This is a genomic window from Micromonospora sp. NPDC051296, from assembly GCF_040682255.1.
Classification (GTDB): Bacteria; Actinomycetota; Actinomycetes; order Mycobacteriales; family Micromonosporaceae; genus Micromonospora; species Micromonospora craterilacus.
In genome coordinates, this window is sequence record NZ_JBFBAO010000136.1 from 1 (window position 1) to 15,928 (window position 15,928).

Sequence of the window (15,928 nt, forward strand, 5' to 3'; positions counted from 1 at the left end):
TGGACGCCCTGGAGGTGCTCACCGCCAACGAGGTGACCGTACTGCTGGACAGCCGGGACGGATACACCCCCACCCCGGCGGTCTCGCACGCCATCCTCGGCCACAACCGGGGCCGCACCGCCGGGCTCGCCGACGGCATCGTGATCACCCCGTCGCACAACCCGCCGGACGACGGCGGGTTCAAGTACAACCCCACCCACGGCGGCCCGGCCGACTCCGACGTCACCCGGTGGATCCAGGACCGCGCGAACGCGATCCTCGCCGCCGGGCTCAAGGAGGTGCACCGCATCCCGTACGCGCGGGCCCTCGCCGCCGACACCACCTCGACGTACGACTTCCTCGGCCGCTATGTGGACGACCTGCCGGCGGCGATCGACATCGACGCGATCCGCGCCGCCGGGGTCCGCGTCGGTGCCGACCCGCTCGGCGGCGCCAGCGTCGCCTACTGGGGCGAGATCGCCCAGCGGCACCGGCTGGACCTGACCGTGGTCAACCCGACGGTCGACCCGACCTGGCGGTTCATGACCCTGGACGGCGACGGCAAGATCCGGATGGACTGCTCCTCGCCGAACGCGATGGCCTCGCTGATCGCCATGCGCGCCGACTACCAGGTCGCCACCGGCAACGACGCCGACGCCGACCGGCACGGCATCGTCACCCCCGACGCCGGGCTGATGAACCCGAACCACTACCTGGCGGTGGCCATCGCCCACCTGTTCCGTACCCGGAGCGAGTGGGGGCCGGACGCCGCGGTCGGCAAGACCCTGGTCTCCTCCTCGATGATCGACCGGGTCGCCGCCGACCTCGGGCGTCCGCTGCTGGAGGTGCCGGTGGGCTTCAAGTGGTTCGTGCCGGGGCTGCTCGACGGCGCGGTCGGCTTCGGCGGGGAGGAGAGCGCCGGCGCCTCCTTCCTGCGTCGCGACGGGGGAACGTGGACCACCGACAAGGACGGCATCCTGCTCTGCCTGCTCGCCTCCGAGATCATCGCGACCACCGGCCGGACGCCCAGCCAGCATTGGGCGGAGCTGGCCGGGCGGTTCGGCGCGCCCACGTACGCCCGGATCGACGCACCGGCCACTCGCGAGCAGAAGGCGGTGCTCGGCAAGCTCTCCCCGGAGCAGGTGCGGGCCACCGAGCTGGCCGGCGAGCCGATCACCGCCACGCTCACCACCGCGCCCGGCAACGGCGCGCCGATCGGTGGGCTCAAGGTGACCACCGCCTCCGGCTGGTTCGCCGCCCGTCCCTCCGGCACCGAGGACGTCTACAAGATCTACGCCGAGTCCTTCCAGGGCCCCGAACACCTCTCCCGCCTCCAGCAGGAAGCCCAGAACCTCGTCACCGACGTCCTGTCCAGCTGAAAGGAAGGGCCCCTTCTTAACGCCTGGTGTAGAGCAGGGGCCCCCTATTAACGCGCACCACCACGCGCATCGTCGTCGGGTGCGGTGGGTGGTCAGCGCAGGGGCGGCAGGTCGCGGCGGTCGAGCTGACGGCGCACTCCGTCGGGCAGCAGCTCGCGCAGTTGCTCGGGCAGGAGCGGCAGGTCCAGCAGGCTCAGCTTGAGCTGACTGCGCTCCTGATAGCGGCGCGGGTCGAGGCGGACCACCTGGCCCGCGTCGTGGCGGTAGCGGATGGACACCGCCCCCGACGTCGCCGCCTCCCGGATCAACAGGCCGTCCGACTCGACGGCGATCGGCGCGGACTCGGGACGAAGCTCCAACCGGACCGCCTCGTCGGGGGAGAGCACCACCGCCCGCGAGATGCCGGCCATCGGGGCGCTCGGGGTCACCACCACCGCCTGGGTCGCCGGCGAGACCAGCGGGCCACCGGCGGCATAGCTGTAGGCGGTCGAACCGGTCGGGGTGCTGACCACCAGCGCGTCACAGCGGTAGTAGCCGTACCGTTGCCCGTCCACGGCCAGGGTGGCGGTGATGAAGCCCCGTCCGGGCTGGCGGACCAGCGCGATGTCGTTGAACGCGACCACGTCGTCGCCGCACACGTCGCAGGCCAGGCAGCTGTGCGTCTCGACGGTGAAGTTCCGGGTCAGCAGCCGGTCCAGCGCCGCCGACAGCTCCGGTGGTTCCACCTCCACCAGGAACCCCACCTTGCCCAGGTGTACGCCGAGCACCGGCCTCGGATCATGTACGGCCAGCCGTAGCGCGCCCAGCATGGTGCCGTCTCCGCCGATGCTGACCAGCACGTCCGACCGGGGGACGAGATCCGCCTCCGGCACCGCCTGGACCGGCTCGGGCACCCGGTGCCGGTCCTGGGCGCGTACCGCCAGGGCGGCCTCGTTTCGGGCGGCCCAGGCCGCGATGGTGTCCACCACCGGAGACACGTCGCGGGTGGGATGGAGCACCAGCCCGAGCCGGATCCGGTCCATGTCCCCAGCTCACCACAGTCCGAGCGGTTCCACGGCGGTACCCGCAAGGCGCGCCGGCGGTGTCCCCACCGCCGGCGCGCCTTCGAACGCGGCTACCGGCGCGGTCGGCCGGTCAGGTGGGTCAGCGACCGGGCGACCAGCTCGTCACGGGCGGCCGGAGCCAGCCCTTCGAGCCCGAAGCCCAGGTAGACGGTGTCCTTGGTGACCACCACCGAGCCCTCCTCGAACGCCTGCTGGCTGCGCGACCAGTCGTTGGCCCCCGGGTTGGAGCCGGCCGGCGGCCCGGCCACCGTCCAGCCGCCCAGGTCCGTCTCGAACGAGGTCTCCGCGACGGTGGTCCCGTCGACGATCACCCGGGTGTCGTCCAGGAACACCCCGAGGTTCTGGGTGGCCCAGTCGGTCACGTAGGTGATGGAGACCTCCACCTGCTTGCCCGAGTACGCCGACAGGTCGACCACGAACTCCTTCCAGCCGTTGGACGTGCCGGTGGCCGCGTGCCACTCGCCGGTGGTGCCGGTCGGCGAGCAGTCCGCGCCCTGGTAGTGGGCGAGGAACGGGTGGATCTGCGCGACCCAGCCGGAGTCGCAGCTGTCCCCGGTCTCCTGCGTGGTCAGGCCGCCGGAATCCGGCAGCGTGGTCCACTCGTCGCTGCCCACCTCGTGGGCTTCGACGATCATGAAGTCCCAGTTCGTCTCGATGTCGAACGAGGTGAAGAAGCGCAGTTCCCCGCTGCTGGCCCCGGTCAGGTCCACGGTCCGGGTCAGCCGCTTGTACGACTCGTCGGACTGCCCGCTGAACAGGTACCAGTCGCCCGTACGCGGGTCGAACGGCGCCCCACCCGGCCGGGTCCAGCCCATCGGCGCGGAGCTGGCGAACTGCGGGAACTGCTCGACCGGCAGGAAGCCCGACGTGGTCAGGAACGACGCGGTGTGGTCCTGATTGCCGGCGGACCCCTCGGCGTTGAGCGTTCCGGCGAAGCCGGCGAACGCCCCGGCGTCACCCTGGACCGGGTACGGCTCCCCGTCGGGCGAGGTGCCACCGTCGCTGACGTAGTTGTACGCCCCCAGCCAGTACTGCTGGAAGTCGTTCAGCAGCGGCAGGCAGGTCGGGTCGCCCGCGTCGGTGCACTCCGGTGGCGCGTCCGGGTGGTACGCGTACAGGCCGTTGGCCGCCTGGGCGTAGAGGGCGTACTTGCCGCTGAGTAGCAGCTTGCCGCCCTCGTTCAGGTAGTCCCGGACGGCCAGCTCGGTGTCCAGCGCCGCCTTCGCCGCGGTGCCGGGCACCTGGCCGGGGGAGCGCAGGATGACGTCGTCGCCGGTCTCCCAGACCACCGTCTTGTAGTGCGACAGCACGCCCAGGTGGTGCGGGGCGGTGCGACCCATCACGTCGAAGTCGTACACGTCGCTGCTGCGCCCGGCGGCGCGTAGCGAGGCGGCGATGCCGTCGGCGTACTTGGCGGTGGTGCTGTTCTGGGCCGGGCTCAGGCCGGTGACGTCCTCCATCGCCAGCACCAGCACGTCCCCGCCGATGTCGTGGTGCACCCGGTAGGTGAAGCGCTCGCTGGACACCGGACCCTTGCCGGGCTTGGTGCCGGTGAACCAGGCCTGCACCCGGTCGCCCGGCCGGCTGCCGGTGACCTTTCCGCGCAGCTCGGCGTAGTAGTCGTTGTGGGTGTCGCCGTAGCGCTTACCCCCACGCCACTCGGTGACCTTGACGGACTTCGCCTTGCCCCCGTTGACCGTGTAGTTCAGCCGCACGTTCTTCAGCGACCGCCGGCTGATCGCGGCGACCTCCTGGTCCCGGCCATACGAGACGTCGAAGGCGTCGACCACGAAGTCCGAGGTGCTGCGGCCGACGACCGACACCGGCTCGTCGGGCTGCTGCGCCGACTTGGCCACGGCGAGCGCGAACGGGAGGTTCTTGGCCACCTCGGCGGCGATCAGCTTCTCGTCGTCAGGGAAGGTGAAGACGCTGACGCAGTCCTCCGGGCGCCACTGGTCGTTCGGGTCGGACTCGGCCGCCACCTGACAGGTGGACATCTCCGGGGTGAACCCGAGCGTGCCGTAGCGCACCGTGGCGTGGCTGTCGGTGTCGCCGTTGGTGGTGTACAGCTCGGCGGAGAGGTCCGGGTCGTAGCCCGGGACCGCCGGGTTGGCATCGTCACCGGCCATCGCCTCGTAGATGACGTCATCGGGGGTCGGCGTGGACACCTGCCAGCCGACGCCGTAGAGCAGCAACTGCGCGGCGGAGTGGTAGTTGATGAAGAACTTGAACTTGAGCCGCTTGAACAGCGCATCCAGCGCCTTGGTCTCCGGCTCGGAGTTGGGACCGGGACCGCGGTAGGTCTCGCTGGTCGGGTCCGGCGAGGATCCCTCGTTGTCGTAGCCCCACTTGTAGCTGAAGTTGCGGTTCAGGTCGACGCCGTCGACACCGGTGATCTGCCCGTCGCCGTCGTTGTCACGCAGGTTCTTGCGCCACAGCCGGTTGCCCGGGGTGAAAGTGTGGTCGTAGCCGTCGGGGTTGAGCACCGGAATGAACCACAGCTCGGTCGTGTCGACCAGGCGGGTGATGTCCCGGTCGGTGCCGTAGCTGTCCAGTACGTGGTGCATCAGCCGGCGGGTCATCTCCGGCGTGATCCACTCCCGGGCGTGCTGGGCGCCGGCGTAGAGCACCGCCGGCCGCGTGCCGTCCTTCGTGTTCTTCGCGTTCTTGGTGACCTTGATCGCGAGAATCGGCTTGCCCTGCGCCGAACGACCGATGGTCTGCACCTGGGTCAGCTGCGGATGCCGGGCCGCCGTCGCGGTGATCTCGTCGCGGATACCACCGGGCTCGCTGTACGAGCGGAACGCCCGCCAGCCCGTCGCGGCCTGCTCCCGCAGCACCTGCGAGGCATTCTTGCCCCGGACCTGCTTGACCGACAGCTTGACGCCCTTGCGGGCCAGCCGGTCGGCCTGGCCGCGGCTGAGCACCGTCTCGATCCGCGTGTTTCCGGACTGGTCGGTGGTGGATTCGTGCCCGATGTCGACACCGGCCTCGCGCAGCTGATGCAGCTGCGCTGGGCCGACCGTGCCGACGTACACCTCCATGCTGTCCCGGCCACCTGGATCGGACGGCGGCCGTGCGCTCGCCGGTGCGGTCAGCGCCAGCGCGCCGACCAGAGTGAACACGCCGGCGATCGCCAGCGGTGTGCGCCTCATCGCGCCCCCTTTGATCGAAGGACTTCTGAGCGCGAGCCTCGTGCCGCCCACTACCCCTGTCAATACGCCCGCCGGTCAATACGTTTGGCTAGTCGCCTCGTCCGGCCGATGCGACGGAGTCGCGCCGGACGGTTCCGGTCCGGGCCGGACGCAATCGGTCGGGAGAGGACGGCGGGGTCGTCCGGCTGGCCCGGCGGCGCCTGGCGGCCGCGGCCAGGAGGGCCACCGCGACGACGACCTCCGCGATCCCCGCTGCCGTGGCCGTACCCGCCGGACCGAGGATGGCCGCCTGGACGAGCAGCCCGCCGGCGACGAGCGTGGCGATGGAGAGCGCCGTGCGGGTAGCGGCGCGGTAGTCTCCGTCGCCGATGCGGTTGAGCGCGAAGGCGCGGTTCACCGTGGCGAACGGCAGCGCGAGCGCCAGCAGTTGCAGCCACAGCGCCGACTCGGGTAGGCCCAGGTTGAGAACGGTCATGGTGAGCCAGGGTGCGAACCCGATGATGCCGGCAGCGATCAGGGTCGACGCGGTCACCGAGATGATCTCGGCTTCTCGGCCGACAGCGCCGGGCGGGCCGATCCGGTGTCGCCGCCGGGTCCGGATCGCCATCGGTACCCGTAGCCCGCTGAACACGACCGCGACCAGCGCTTGGTAGATGCTGACCAGCGCGCCGTAGCAGCCCACCACGTGTGGACTGGCGACCAGGGAGAGGGCGATCGTGCCGGCCCGGGCGCTGAAGGCGTCCGCGATGCTGTAGCCGAAGAGCCGGCGGTTCAACCGGAACGCGCCGCCGGCCGCCCGCATCGACAGCCCGGACCACATCGGCCGGATTCCGGTCTTTGGTCGGCAGGCGAGCACCTCCATCACCAGCAGGTAGACCGCGGCGCCGGCGGCCAGGGCGACGGTCAGCGGAACGCCCCCGATCAACAGGGCCAGCGCGAGCAGGCGGGTACTGGTCAGCGCGGCGGAGGCGGCGACGAACCGCATCTGCCGGATCAGGTCGCTGTAGCGCAGTTCGGCGAGGCTGTTCAGCATCAGCACGCCACCGGCGGCGACCAGCGCCACGCCGGCGTAGCCGCGGCCCCCGTACAGGGCGGCGAGCACTGCGGTGGCAACGATCATTATCGGTAGCGCGATCAGCACGCGCTGGCTTCGTACGGCTTGGCGTTCGTGTTCGTGCCCCGAGACGTACAGCAGCGACGAGCCGCCCATGACCAGGATCGCCACCCAGGTCAGCGCGGCGGTCATGACGCTGTAGGCGGCGATCTCCCCGGTCTGGCCCTGCCGCGCCGCGTACGCGAGCATCCCGGCGTTGACCAGACCGTTCAGCAGGCTCGACGCCGAGGCGACGATCGTGTTCGACCGGACCCCACCGGTTCGCCCGGCATTGCTGATCTGGCCGCCGGCCGGTTCCGTCGACGAGGGGTGGCCGCGGGATCGATCGTTCACCGGCTCCGTGCTCCGGTTGAGCTGAAGCGCCGTTCCCGGTCCGGGTCGGGTCCGGGCCGGTGCCGGTCCGACCCGACGTGCCACCGCGTCTCGTGCCGGTGTTGCCTGGCACGGTGTGTGCCGGCCCGGGCGGGGCCCTGCGACGCCGCCAGGACACCGGCCACGGCGGGCCAGAAGAGGTAGGGGTACGGCTGCCCGGTGCCGAACATCGCGGACTCGGTGATCTGGATCAGCATCCCCGTGGCGATCAACCAGATCAGTCCGGGGTTGACGCCGGTCAGCGGGGCCCGGACGAGAATCCAGAGGCAGCCGGCGACCACCGGCAGCAGGACGGCCGCGCCGGCCAGTCCGAGTTCGAGCAGCCACTGGAAGTAGCTGTTGTGGACGCGGTTGACGCTGATGTCGAGGAAGCCCGCCTGACGGGTGTGCTCGAACAGGGCGACGCCGCTTGAGTATCCGTAACCGAGCGTGGGACGCGCCTCCCACAGGGCCATCGACGCTTCCCAGGTCACCCTCCGGCCGTTGGAGAGATCGCCCCCCTCGGCGTCGGTGAATCGGGCTGACAACCGCTCCGCCCAATGGGAGCCGACGATCGAGTGAGTCGCACCGACCAACTGGAGCGCGACGCCGGTGACGCCCAGGTAGCAGCAGACTCGGACGACCGTGGGCAAACCGTGTCGGGCGATCACCCAGCAGGCACCCGCGACGACGGCCAGCAGGGCCGTCCGGGAACTGGTCATGGGCAGTGTGATGACGGCCGGGACGACGCCGAGGAGGTGCAGGAGCTTGCGGGACCGCAGGTACACCGTCCAGGCGATCGGTATGGTCAGCGCGCACAGGATGCTCAGCATGTTGGGGTTTGCCAGAAACCCCTGGAACCGGTCGGCGTAGTTCCAGGCGTTGGCACCACCCGCGAACCCGTAGCCCAGGCCGGCGACCAGTGCGATCGTGAGCACGGCGTACGCGACGCCGAGGTCGCTGCCGATGCGTCGCTGGTCGGTCCAACGTCGCGTCGTCAGCCCGTGCACGAGACCGGCCAGCAGAGCCAGCGCCCCGCTCTGCGCAAGGGTGAGTACCGGGGTGATCGACCAGGCGCTGCTGACGACGGCCAGCGCGACGCAGCCCCAGAGCCCGCCGAGGAGCAGACGCGTTCCGGCGGGGAGCCGTCGCCAGGCCGTCGGCGCGTCGCCGCGGGCGATGAACGTCCATGCGACCAGGGCGCCCAGGGCGAGGTATCGCGGGTAGAAGCTGATCTGCGCCACCGAAGCGACATGGGAGACCGAGCAGAGCAGCAGGACGAGGGTCGCGACGAACAGCCGCTGCCAGCCGTCAAGCCGGCTGAGCAGATAGCCGACGACCAGCAGCGCGATCGCAGCGATGCCCACCGACGGGCGCGACGCCGCGTACCCGGCCACGACCGCCGCGACGCAGCCGGCGGCCACGGTGAGGCCATTGACGAGCCAGCTTTGTCTCATGAATCCCTCGAATTGTCGGCCTCGCGCGGGTGACCTCAACGGCTGGCGGCATCCATCCGGATCCGGTCGAGGATGTTGGGTTCGTCGGTCCTGGCGCGCCACGACCGGTACGCCTCGCCGGCGGCATGACGTGCCCGGAGCCGCCTTTCCGGCGGCGCGGCCGCGAGCAGGTCGAGCTGGTGGGCGAGGGTTTCCGGGGCGAGGTCGGCCAGGACCTCACCCCCGCCTTCGCGCAGTACCGGGGTCCACGGGGTCCGGTCGGCGCAGAGGACCGGACAGGAGGCGGAGAGACTCTCGGCGATGACATGGCCGAAGTTCTCGCCCTGGGTGGGGAAGACGAACGCGTCGTAGCGCGCGAAGGTGGGCCGGACCTGGTCGGGCGTCAGCTCACCGCGGTAGTTGACACTGACCGTCTCGGGCAGCCGGCGGATCAGGTCCTGGCACGCCGCCCAGTAGTCGACGTCCTCGATCGGTCCGTAGATGTCGAACATTGCCGGGCGTGACATCCGCCCCAACGCGGTGAGCGCGGTGGTGAGGTTCTTGATCGGGTTGATGCGGCTGATGAAGACCAGCCGCAGTGGCCCGTCGGCGGCGGACGGCACCAGCGGCTCGCCGGAGATGGACACGTCGTTCGGCCGGGTCTCGATACGTGCCCCGGGAAACGTCTGCGCGATGAGTTCCGCCTCCTGTGGGTTGGTTGCGTGCCACAGCACTCGGGAGCCGCTGAGAAAGGGGCGCCAGAACGGCAGGAAGATTCGCTTTTTCGTGGCCTTGACGTTTCGCGCTGTCGGTGCCAACTCGCCGCGGGGAGCGACGAGAATCCGCCGGGCGCGGATGAGGCTGAGACGGGCGGCGAGGATCGGGAAAATCGAGGAGGGAGCCCATAGGCTGTTGACGTAGAGCAGATCGAAGCGGATGCGGGTCAGACGTTTCGCGAGCAACCACCAGTGCCTCGGGCGGCGCGGATTGACGTAGCAGATTCGGGCCTGGCCGCGACGCACCCAGCGGCCGGACAGGCCGGGGTAGGCCGCCGTGGAACCGAGGTCGCGATCCCTTGTCACCATGGTGACCTCGATCGCGGGCGACACGACGTCGAGCAGTTGGGAAACCGACCTTATCGGGCCGCCGGCGCGAAATCCCGGTTCGAAGAAGGCGCAGGTCAGAAGTACCCGGAACGGTTTGGTATCGCGAATTTCCTTTGCGACTGTCGCCGTGCGGTCATCGCATTCCGCCCCGTAGGTTTCAGCCACGCCTGGCTAACGACTTCGGGCCCGGATGGTGACGGCGCAACTGCTTGTCGGAACGGTCGTTGTTTCCAATCGGGCGGCGTCGAAGGCGGCTGTTTTGAAAGCGCGGCCCCGCCGCGGTGGGTCAAAGGAGAACCGTTGAAAATCGTGGTCACGGGAGGGGCGGGCTTCATCGGGTCCAACCTGGTGCGGGCGTTCGCCGAGGAGCCAGGTGTCGGCGAGGTCGTGGTCGTCGACGACCTGTCGACCGGTTCGCTGGACAACCTGCTCGACGTGCCCGCCAGGACGTTCATCGGTTCCGTCTGCGACCCGGACCTGCTCGACGGGGCGATGGCCGGCGCGGCGAGCGTCGTGCATCTCGGTGCCCTCGGGTCGGTGCCCCGATCCATCGACGATCCGCTGGGCAGTCACCACGCGAACGCCACCGGCACCCTGACCGTGCTGGAAGCCGTGCGCCGGCACGGCGTACCGCATTTCGTGCTGGCCTCCTCGTCCTCGGTCTACGGGGCGAACCCGATCCTGCCGCGGCGGGAGCAACTGCGACCGCTGCCGGTGAGCCCGTACGCGGTGTCGAAGCTGGCGACGGAGGCGTACGCCCTCGCCTACGCCGCGTGTTACGGCCTCGCCGTGCTGCCGTTCCGATTCTTCAACGTCTATGGTCCCCGGCAGGCGGCCGACCACGCGTACGCCGCCGTGGTGCCGAAGTTCGTCACCGCGGCCCTGCGGGGCCGGCCGTTGCAGGTGCACGGTGACGGCCACCAGACGCGGGACTTCACCTACGTCCGCAGCGTCACCGAGGTGATCGTGGACGCCGTGCGGCGCCGGGTCTCCGCCGCCGACGTGGTCAACCTCGCGTTCGGCGTACGGGTCTCCCTGCGGGAGCTCATCGCGGAACTGGAGGAGGTGCTCGGCCGGCGGCTCGAGGTGAGCCACGGCCCGCCCCGCGCCGGCGACGTGCGGGACTCCCAGGCCGACTCCGGCCGGCTGCGCGAGCTGTTCCCTTCGGCGCGGCAGTACCCCTTGCGGACCGGCTTGGCGGAGACCGTCGCCTGGCTGTCCGGGCAGGTGCTCGTCCAGCGGTGACCACACATCCGGCACCGACGCGCAAGGATTCGCTGGCGACCGCCGGCGGGTGGATCGCGTACGTGGGCCCGTTCCGGTTCCCCTGGGGTGAGCCGGGTTCCCGGCGCGTGCTTGGCCTGGCCCGGTCGATGGCGGCGGCGGGACACGACGTCGTGGTGGCCGGCGGGGACGACGGTCCGGCGTCGCCGGCACCGGTCGACGGGGTGGCGGGCACCGGACGCGTGCGGTACGTCGGGCTGGGGGAGCGGCCCACCGCCGGCACCGGCCGGTTGGCGACCGTGGCGCACCTGCTCGTGCGCCTCGGTGAGCAGACCGTACGGTGGCTCGACAGCCAGCCGACGCGGCCGGCGTGTGTGGTCGTCTACGGCGGCGGGACGCAGTACATCGCCCGGATCGGCCGATGGTGCCGCCGGCACGGCGTCCCGCTGGTGGCGGACGTGGTCGAGTGGTACGCGCCGCACCAGCTCGCCGGGGGCGCGCTGGGGCCGGTCCACCTGAGCGCCAAGCTCGCCCTGCACTACTACTACCCCCGCTGCCAGGGCGTGATCGCGATCAGCTCCCTGCTGGAACGCCACTACCGGGAGCGCGGCGTCCCCGTGCTGCGGGTGCCGCCGACGCTGGACGTGCTCGGGCTGCGCGTCCGCGACCACGGGCTCGGCGCGCAGCGACCCGGACTGCACCTGGTGTACTTCGGGACACCGGGCCGCAAGGACCTGCTCGGGACCGTCGTCCGCGCCGTCGACTCGGTGGGTCGGGAGGCGCAGTTGACCCTCTCGGTGTACGGGCCGTCGGTCGACGAGGTGCGCGGCCTGCTCGGTGGGGCGGACCTGCCACCGTCGGTTCGGGTACCCGGCCGGGTGCCGCAGCCGCAGGTGGAGGAGATCGTCAGTGGCGCGAACTTCAGCGTCCTGGTGCGACCGTCGGCGCGGTTCACGAACGCCGGCTTTCCCACCAAGTTCGCCGAGAGCCTCGCCTGTGGAACGCCGGTGATCGCCAACCTGACCAGTGACCTCGGGCAGTTCCTCACCGACGGCGAGCAGGGCCTCGTCTGTCGCGATGCGACCGTCACCGAGCTGCGGCGTGTGCTGTGCCGCGCGGTCCGGTTGTCCGGCGCGCAACTGGCGGCCATGCGGGTGGCGGCTCGGGCCACCGCAGAGACGGCTTTCGACTACCGGCGGTACGCCGGCCGGGTTGACGCCTTCCTCAACGCCCTCCCGCTCCGCCGCCAATGACCCGCCGGCGCGCCGCTGACAGCCGCCGCGCTCCGAGAGTGATATGTCCACATATGCAGACTTACCTAATGTTCCATCCCTATTGCCGGATACGATGACTGCCGGAGCTGGGGCCCGCCGTCACCAGCGTCCGCGTCGGTCCGCGCCGAAGTGGAGTTCCTCATGGACCCGACCATCGCCGTCGCCGGTCATCGCCGCCCGCCACCTGGCCTCAGGGCCCGACCCGTCGTGGTCCAGCACTCGGCCGGCCATCCCGGAGCCAACGGGCCGCTGACCGCCGTCGAGCGGGTCCTCGCCTCCCGGCTCGCCGAGGAGTACGACTTCGTGCGGATGCATCAGGGCGGCGGCAACGGCGGTCTCGACGTTGCGCTGCTGCGGACGTGGGTGGCGCTGCTGCGGCGCGTTCGCCCCGACCTGGTGCATGTGCGGGGACTGCAGAACGAAGGCTTCCACGGCGTCATCGCCGCCCGCCTGGCCGGATGCCCGCGCATCCTGGTCACCGTGCACGGCACCGTCCGGGACCTGCGGCACGCCGGCCGGCCACTGCGGCGTGCCCTGCTCGTGCACACGGCGGAACCACTCACCGTACGCGGGGCCACGCACGTCGCCACCGTTTGCCGCGCCACCGCCGGCCGGGACTTCCTCCGCGGCTGCGGGAAGCGGTTCGTCGGTGTGATTCCCAACGGGGTGCCGATGCCGGTCGGTCCGTCCCCGCGCGATCGGGTTCGCGCCGACCTCGGCCTGCGTACCGGCGACCTAGCGATGATCACCGTGGCGAGGCTGACCTGGGAGAAGGGCTACGGGGTGCTCGCCGACGCGGTGCGCCGGCTGCCGGCCGGTCCCGGCCGGCGGGTACTGCTGGTGGTCGGGGACGGACCGGACGGGCCGGCGGTGACCGCGGCGCTGCGCGCCGCAGCCGACCCGACCGGACTCGACGTCCGGCTGCTCGGCTCCCGCGCCGACGTGCCGGACCTGCTGTCGGCCGCCGACCTGTTCGTCTTCCCGTCGCTGCACGAGAACCTCTCCAACGCGCTGCTGGAGGCGATGGCGCACGGGTTGCCGGTGGTGGCGACCGCGGTCGGCGGCAACGTGGAGGTTCTGCGCGACGGCGACGGCGTGCTGGTGCCGGCCGGTGACCCGGTGGCGCTCGCCGAGGCGCTGCTGCCGCTGCTGGCCGATCCCGCCGCTCGGGCCGGGCTCGGGCGGCGCGCACATGAGCGGGTCCGCGACCGGTACAGCCTCGACGCCATGCTCGGCACGCTCGACTCGGTCTACCGGCGGATCCTGGCGGCGCCCCGATGAGCGCCGACCGGAGCCTTCCGGTGACGTTGCTCGGCTTCACCCTGCCCGACGAGGTGCTGGCCGGCGTAATGGCCGGTGACGCCGTGCACGCCACGCAGACCCACGCGTTCGCCTGGGGCCTGGTGGGCGCGATGCGCGCGGTCGGCTGCCCGGTCCGGCTGCTTTCCGCCGCGCCGGTTTCCACCTGGCCGGGCAACCGACGGCTGGTGTTCCGGGGTGGGGCGTTCCACGACCAGGGCGTCGACGGCCGGCTGCTGGGCTTCGTGAACGTGCTCGGCCTCAAGCACATCACCCGGTTCGCGTCCGCCCGCCGCTGTCTGGTCGGCGGACTCTCCGACGGCGAGGTGCTGCTGGTGCACGGCGTGCACGCCCCGTTCCTGTGGGCCGGCGCGTTGCTCGCCCGCCGGCGGGGTGTGCGGGTGGTACCGGTGCTCACCGATCCCCCGGGGGTCGCGCTGCCCACCGACGGGCGCCTGGTGCGGCTGCTGCGCCGGCTCGACGTTCTCCTGGTCCGGGCCGCGCTGCGCCGGTGTGCCGGGGTGGTAGCCCTGACCGGGCCGCTCGCCGAGGACTTCGCGCCGGGCCGGCCCCACCTGATCATGGAGGGAATCCATCACCCGCCGGCCGGTGTCCGTGCCGGCCGCGAGGTCGCGGCCGGCACCCGGGACGTGGTGTACGCCGGCGGACTCAGCCGGGCGTACGGCGTGGATCGACTTGTCCGGGCGTTCCGTGCCCTACCCGATCCGCAGTTGCGACTGCGGCTGTTCGGCCGGGGGGAGCTGACACCCTGGCTCTGCGAACAGGCCGGGGTCGACCCCCGGATCGCACCACCGGAACTGCTCGCCCGCGAGGCCCTCGCCGCCCGTCTCGCCCGCGCGGCGGTGCTGGTCAACCCCCGCCCGGTCGAGCAGTACTTCGTCCCCTACTCGTTCCCCTCCAAGACGATCGAGTACCTGTCGGCGGGCGTACCCGTGGTCAGCACACGACTGCCCGGCCTACCGGCGGACTACCTGCCGCACCTCGTGATCGCCGAACCGGACACGGTGGACGGGCTGCGCGACGCCCTCGCCCACGCGCTCGCGCTGCCGGCCGAGGAGGCAGCCCGGCGAGGGGCGGCGGCCCGTGAGTTCGTCCACCGCAGTTGTGGCCCGCTCGCCCAGGGCCGGCGCATCCGCGAGTTCCTCGCCGCGCTGACGTCACCTGCCACCGGTTCTGCCGGGGACGCCGCCGGGACCGGGTCCGCCGGCCACAAACTCGCGGTGGCCCGTTCCGGCGGGCCACTGGACGACGAACTTCCGCCGAGACCGTCCGCGAGCTGGCGGGGGGCGTCCGTCCGGCCCGCCGACCGGTAGCGGCGGATGGGCTCCACGCGGCTCGCCGAGGCGCTCCGGCCGGCCACCGGTGCCGGCGGCCCGCCGGACCGGACCCGGCGTCTCGTCTCCGGCGTGACCACCGCACTGCTCAGCAGGGCCGTCGGGTTCGTGACGCCGATCGTGCTGGTGCCGGTGACGTTGCCGTACTTCGGCACCGACCTGTACGGACTGTGGATGGCGGTCGGCGCGCTGGTCGGCATGGCCGCCTTCGCCGACCTCGGACTGGGCAGCGGGCTGATGACCAAGCTGGCCGGGTGCCACGCGCACGGCGACGACGCGCGCGCACAGCGCTACGTCTCCAGCGCCTATCTGATGCTGTCACTGCTGGCGGTGACGACGACCGTGGCGCTGTGGCTGCTCGCCCACGCGATCCCCTGGACGTCGGTGTTCAACGTCAGTGGCGAGGTCACCCCGGGGCAGACCCGGCTGGTCGCCCTCGTCTGCCTCACCGCGTTCCTGGTCAACGTGCCGCTCTCGCTGATCACCCGGGTGCAGTACGCCTACCAGCAGGTGGGTCGCAGCAACGTGTGGCAGGCGGCGGCCAGCCTCGCCGGGCTGGCCGCGGTGCTCGCCGTCGTCGGTGTGGGCCTGCCCCCGATCGCCGTAGTGGTCGTCTCGGTCACCGTCCCGCCCCTGGTCAACCTGGTCAACGCGGTCTGCTTCTTCGGGCGAGGACACGCCGGGATCCGGCCCCGCCTGCGGGCGGTCGACCTCCGGGCGGTCCGCGAACTGAGCCGGCTCAGCGGGCTGTTCTTCCTGATCACCGTCGTGATGTCGGTCGGCACGAATGCCGACACGTTGCTCATCGCGCACGCGCTGGGACTGGCCGCGGTGGCGGGCTTCGTCATCCCGGCGCGGCTGCTGGCCCAGATCGGTCAGCTCGTCGTCCTGGTCAACGTGCCACTCTGGCCCGCCAATGGCGACGCGTTGGCCCGGGGGCAGTTGGCCTGGGTGCGGCGGATGACCCGCCGGATGACGATGCTTTCGGTGCTCGCCGCCGCGGTGCCGTCGATCGTCCTGGTGGCCGTCGGCGACCGGATCTTCGCCGCGTGGCTGTCGGCGCCGATCGGCGAGGACCGCCTGCTGCTGGCCGGGTTGGCGGTGTGGTGGCTGCTACAGGCGGCGCTCTCGCCGCGTTTCATGGTGCAGAACGCGGCCGGTGTGGTCGGCCCGCAGCTGGTGGGTTGGGTGG

General features: G+C 71.5%; 11 protein-coding genes. 6 read left to right on the top strand and 5 right to left on the bottom strand.

Annotated features, from left to right (window positions below):
- The coding region (gene pgm / locus AB0M52_RS16330; RefSeq protein ID WP_363953957.1) for a phosphoglucomutase (alpha-D-glucose-1,6-bisphosphate-dependent) at positions 1-1,358 on the top strand (1,358 nt) is incomplete at its 5' end.
- Positions 1,359-1,450: 92 nt separating this feature from the next.
- Here the strand turns inward: pgm and AB0M52_RS16335 are convergent.
- The 5 genes from AB0M52_RS16335 to AB0M52_RS16355 form a co-directional block, all read right to left on the bottom strand.
- A complete protein-coding gene (locus AB0M52_RS16335) occupies positions 1,451-2,380 on the bottom strand; it encodes an NAD(+)/NADH kinase (protein ID WP_363953959.1) in 930 nt (309 codons plus the stop codon).
- A gap of 92 nt (positions 2,381-2,472) precedes the next feature.
- The gene (locus AB0M52_RS16340) at positions 2,473-5,577 is read right to left on the bottom strand and encodes a M14 family zinc carboxypeptidase (RefSeq protein ID WP_363953961.1); all 3,105 of its coding nucleotides are present in this window, start codon (positions 5,575-5,577) and stop codon (positions 2,473-2,475) included.
- A gap of 88 nt (positions 5,578-5,665) precedes the next feature.
- Complete coding sequence (locus AB0M52_RS16345) at positions 5,666-7,024, bottom strand: hypothetical protein (RefSeq protein WP_363953963.1); 1,359 nt, start codon at positions 7,022-7,024, stop codon at positions 5,666-5,668.
- Entirely contained in the window at positions 7,021-8,499 is a 1,479-nt protein-coding gene (locus tag AB0M52_RS16350) for an O-antigen ligase family protein (protein WP_363953965.1), read from the bottom strand. Before AB0M52_RS16350 ends, AB0M52_RS16345 begins: the two co-directional genes overlap by 4 nt.
- 35 nt (positions 8,500-8,534) lie before the next feature.
- Positions 8,535-9,749 carry a glycosyltransferase gene (locus AB0M52_RS16355; protein WP_363953966.1) on the bottom strand — a complete coding sequence of 405 codons (1,215 nt, stop codon included), beginning with the start codon at positions 9,747-9,749 and terminating at the stop codon, positions 8,535-8,537.
- 144 nt (positions 9,750-9,893) lie between these two features.
- On the opposite strand from AB0M52_RS16355, the gene AB0M52_RS16360 reads away from it, so the two are divergent.
- From AB0M52_RS16360 to AB0M52_RS16380, 5 genes are all read left to right on the top strand, one after another.
- Positions 9,894-10,829, top strand: coding sequence for an NAD-dependent epimerase/dehydratase family protein (locus AB0M52_RS16360; protein WP_363953976.1), 936 nt, complete (start codon positions 9,894-9,896; stop codon positions 10,827-10,829).
- Positions 10,826-12,061: a glycosyltransferase gene (locus AB0M52_RS16365; protein ID WP_363953968.1), complete on the top strand. Its 1,236-nt coding sequence runs from the start codon at positions 10,826-10,828 to the stop codon at positions 12,059-12,061. Before AB0M52_RS16360 ends, AB0M52_RS16365 begins: the two co-directional genes overlap by 4 nt.
- A gap of 162 nt (positions 12,062-12,223) precedes the next feature.
- Entirely contained in the window at positions 12,224-13,363 is a 1,140-nt protein-coding gene (locus AB0M52_RS16370) for a glycosyltransferase (protein ID WP_363953970.1), read from the top strand.
- On the top strand, positions 13,360-14,715 hold the full coding sequence (locus AB0M52_RS16375) for a glycosyltransferase (protein ID WP_363953972.1): 1,356 nt from the start codon (positions 13,360-13,362) through the stop codon (positions 14,713-14,715). The genes AB0M52_RS16370 and AB0M52_RS16375 overlap by 4 nt, the downstream gene beginning before the upstream one ends.
- Positions 14,716-14,721: 6 nt before the next feature.
- Positions 14,722-15,928 (top strand): oligosaccharide flippase family protein (locus AB0M52_RS16380; RefSeq protein WP_363953974.1); only part of this gene is annotated, 1,207 nt, incomplete at its 3' end.

Bases quoted from the DNA above. Each gene is read 5' to 3' on its own strand.
- AB0M52_RS16335 (WP_363953959.1), bottom strand. From the start codon at position 2,380: ATGGACCGGATCCGGCTCGGGCTGGTGCTCCATCCCACCCGCGACGTG.
- AB0M52_RS16340 (WP_363953961.1), bottom strand. From the start codon at position 5,577: ATGAGGCGCACACCGCTGGCGATCGCCGGCGTGTTCACTCTGGTCGGC.
- AB0M52_RS16350 (WP_363953965.1), bottom strand. From the start codon at position 8,499: ATGAGACAAAGCTGGCTCGTCAATGGCCTCACCGTGGCCGCCGGCTGC.
- AB0M52_RS16370 (WP_363953970.1), top strand. From the start codon at position 12,224: ATGGACCCGACCATCGCCGTCGCCGGTCATCGCCGCCCGCCACCTGGC.
- AB0M52_RS16375 (WP_363953972.1), top strand. From the start codon at position 13,360: ATGAGCGCCGACCGGAGCCTTCCGGTGACGTTGCTCGGCTTCACCCTG.